Source organism: Methanosaeta sp. UBA458 (assembly GCF_002496085.1).
GTDB classification, from domain to species: domain Archaea; phylum Halobacteriota; class Methanosarcinia; order Methanotrichales; family Methanotrichaceae; genus Methanothrix; species Methanothrix soehngenii.
The window spans coordinates 7,383-9,372 of record NZ_DAIK01000076.1; the positions used below are offsets into that span (position 1 = coordinate 7,383).

At 55.4% G+C, this 1,990-nt stretch carries 1 protein-coding gene and 1 pseudogene; both read right to left on the reverse strand.

Going from position 1 to position 1,990, the window contains the following annotated elements; translation table 11 throughout:
* Nucleotides 1–522, reverse strand: a pseudogene (locus tag BP822_RS05270) (hypothetical protein); the annotation flags it as partial.
* On the reverse strand, nt 512–1,990 hold a 1,479-nt coding region (locus BP822_RS05275; protein ID WP_286877877.1), incomplete at its 5' end, for a hydrophobe/amphiphile efflux-3 (HAE3) family transporter. The gene BP822_RS05275 and the pseudogene BP822_RS05270, both read right to left, overlap by 11 nt.

Here is a 1,990-nt window from a genome sequence, read left to right on the forward strand (position 1 = left end):
CTTGGAGGCATAAACCCGAACGTTATCCTGATAGTCATAAGTCATATTCAAGTGGAGTGGATACTCTCCGGCCGGAGCATGCTCCCCTATCTTGATGGTGAACTTGAGAGGAGACTGAGTCTTGTCCCCGGACTTGAGCGACTCGACCACCTGGTCGCCTGACTTCACCTCGATCTGAGGGGCCTGGGAGATCAGGGTGGCGGTGACCCCCAGAGCGGTAGGCTTCTTGTTCTCCTCCTCCAGCTCTGCGCTGGCGAGGGCATACTCCTTGGAATTCTGGGGCATCTGGTCCTGCTTGAAGCCTATGATCCTGCCGTAGTTGGTCAGATCAAGATAAAGGGTGACGGTATCCCCCCGCTTAAACTCATCTGTGCCGGAGATGCTCGCGGATATGTCCGGACTGCCGTACATGGTATAGTAATTGTCCCCGCCAAGCTCCAGGGGTATGTAGGTGTTCTGGGCTAATACCGGAGCCAGGAGGATGAACATAGAGGCCAGGGCGATGGCATACTTAATTTCCATTGATTCTTCTCCATCTTTGATTGTTGATCAGTGCAATTGCTCTCTTCATTTCCAGTTTTGCATTCTCTAATACTTCACGCTGAACTTCCATTCTAATGGCCAGGACTACGAACACGGTGAAGGTGGTGACCAAGGCGAGCACGACCGACATCACCGTGACCACTCCGAAGTTGCTGATTATGTTGAAGGGAGAGGCGATCAGAGCGCCAAAGCCGAAGATGACCGCCATCCCCGATGCCACCAATGCAGAACCTATGCGGTTGGCTGTGATCTTCAGGGCATCGATGGGATTGCCCACATTCTCCAGCTCTTCATAGAAGCGCTCCATCATAAGTATAGCGTACTCCGAACCCACCCCCAGGACCAGAGCGCCCAGTGTGGCGGTGAGGGGGGTGTACTTCAGCCCGCCGTAGTACATGACCAGCCCCATCCAGCCTATCACTACCAGCATGGGCAGCACTGGCAAGAGGGCCCGGATCAGGTCCCGGTAGATCAGCAGCAGCAGGACGAAAATCAGGAACAGGCCGAGCAGGGACATCTCCACCCTCCCCTCTGTCAGGGCATCCATGACCGTGGTCATCAGCACCGGCTGGCCGGTGATCCGGACGGAAACTCCGGGCGGTGGGGTATGCCAGGCCAGGTCATCCTCATAGGACCGGACCAGACGCTCCATCCCTTCCGTTCCCAGGTTGAGCTGGGCATTGCCTATATTCACATCTATTATCGCCAGGTTGTGGCCGTTGAGGTATGCGCTGCTAACTGAAGAAGGCAGAGAGGCGATGATCTCCCTGGCCCGGGTGGTGTCGCCGGGCAGCTCTCCCCCATTGGCCGATTTGATATAGGTGGCAATGCTGGTGGCCCTCTCTGTCCGGTCCTCTCTGGACCTCATAAGGTAGCTGCCAAACTCGTCCATCCATTTGAGGTTCTCAGGATCGGTGACATCATCGGCCTGGATCAGGAACTTGATTGAGTCCGTTCCCCCATAGACATCTTTCATATGCTTCAGGTCGATCAGCGGCGGCAGGTCCGCGGGGATATAGTTCTGGGAATTCGTCTCTATGGGGACCAAAATGTCAGCATAATTCCCCGCCAGGGCCAAAAGTAAAGCCAGTGCCAGCACCGCCTTCCACCTCTCAATGCAGAAGGTGGCAGTGCTCTCGATGAAAGCACCAATTGGCGAGCCATTCTCAGAATGGGCTGCTGCCATCTTCTTTCGGGGCAACCTCTTCTCGGACTGATAAAGGATGGTCAGGTTCACAAAAAGGGCGGACAGGTAGCACATGACCAGGCCGATCATGCACATCTTTCCGAAGTCCTGGGTCGATGGGACGGAGGAGCTGAGAAGGGAGAAGAAGCCCGCCTCCGTTACCGTCAGGGCGACGAGCACCGGGATTGCCACATATTTCACCGTTCTCGTCGATGCTTGCAGAACGGATTTGCCTTTAGACAATTCCTCATCTATCCGGTT